Here is a 1326-nt window from a genome sequence, read left to right on the forward strand (position 1 = left end):
TTCAAAGAGTTTTAAAGGTGTTCTCAAAGGGTCTTCAAAGACCTTATCTAAAGGGTATTTAAAGCTCCCTTTAACGCATTTTTCTGCTTGTAGCTTGCCAGCGGGTTTTGTATATTTTGCCACTAGGTTTTGTACCAATTCATTTTTTTTCAAAGAGTTTTAAAGGTGTTCTCAAAGGGTCTTCAAAGGCCTTTCAAAGATCATTTAAAGCCCCTTTCGTGAATCGTTTTCTCTTTTCCTAATCACAATTGGTAATGATGAGCTCCTTACCAGCAATTGTGTTATTTAAAGAGTTACACGAATAAACTGTTTTCACATCTCTTATATGGAATTGACTGAAACTTTTTCGAACTTCTGGCACATCATTGAGAGACAAAAGAAACTTCCCTTTTAATTGCGAAAGAAGTGCAGACATCGTCTGATAATCTTCTCGCTTAAACAAATCCTTTCCATAATAATCCTCAACACCCCAATAAGGCGGATCAAGATAAAATAAGGTGTTTGGTCGATCATAATGCATAATAAAATTAGACCAGTCTAAATGTTCAATGGTAACACTCGCTAAACGACGGTAAATAAGCTTTAATAAGCCTTCAAGTTTCAAAGGATTAAACTGTGCACTACGGTCTTTTTTAGCTCCAAACGTACGGTCGGCTACCTTCCCGCTAAAACTTAAACGCTGCAAATATAAAAACCGCAAAGCCCGTTCCAAATCCGTGAGGCTATTTGGATCTTGTGTACGTAATCGTTCAAACACCTCACGGCTACTGATCTGGAACTCCAATAGATCCATAAAAGGGTGATAATGGCGTTGTAACACCCGAAAAAAATTCACCACATCTCCTGAAAAATCATTGATGATTTCAACAGAGGGAATCAATTTTCGTCTAAAGAATATTCCCCCCATACCAACAAAAGGCTCCGCATAAATGCTATGTGGAATATCCTCGATCATTTTGACAATGGTTTTGGCTAACCTGACTTTACCTCCAATATAAGCAGCAGCTGGTGAAATAGGTTCAACAGATTTTAATTTTTCCTTATGAAGTATATCCATTATTTTTTAACACTCTTCCATCTATATTCGCCGTCTTCTCATTGCTTTAAGTGAGAAGAAGTGGCTGCGATGTTGAGTTGAGTTGCATCGGACGGGTTGGTCGCTAAACTTCTCCCGTTGGCTGGGCAACCAGCCCAGCTTCTATTCTTTGTTGCTTTCTTTTCCCTTGTTTGGTGCCTCAAAGGTGATTTCTGTTGTGTATCCGCTTTGTTTTTCATAACGATGTGTGACAGTAGCGGCTTTCCATGGTCCATTGATTTGCCCACGAA

1 protein-coding gene and 1 pseudogene are annotated in these 1326 nt (G+C 38.8%); both read right to left on the bottom strand.

What is annotated here, in order from left to right; all coding sequences use genetic code 11:
* Positions 1-238 precede the first annotated feature (238 nt).
* On the bottom strand, positions 239-1057 hold the full coding sequence (locus ACFIO3_RS13230) for a DNA adenine methylase (protein ID WP_375617353.1): 819 nt from the start codon (positions 1055-1057) through the stop codon (positions 239-241).
* 141 nt (positions 1058-1198) lie between these two features.
* Positions 1199-1326 (bottom strand): annotated as a pseudogene (locus ACFIO3_RS13235) (late control protein); the annotation flags it as partial.

Source organism: Bartonella sp. AD328YNZD (assembly GCF_042196425.1).

Bases quoted from the DNA above. Each gene is read 5' to 3' on its own strand.
- ACFIO3_RS13230 (WP_375617353.1), bottom strand. From the start codon at position 1,057: ATGGATATACTTCATAAGGAAAAATTAAAATCTGTTGAACCTATTTCA.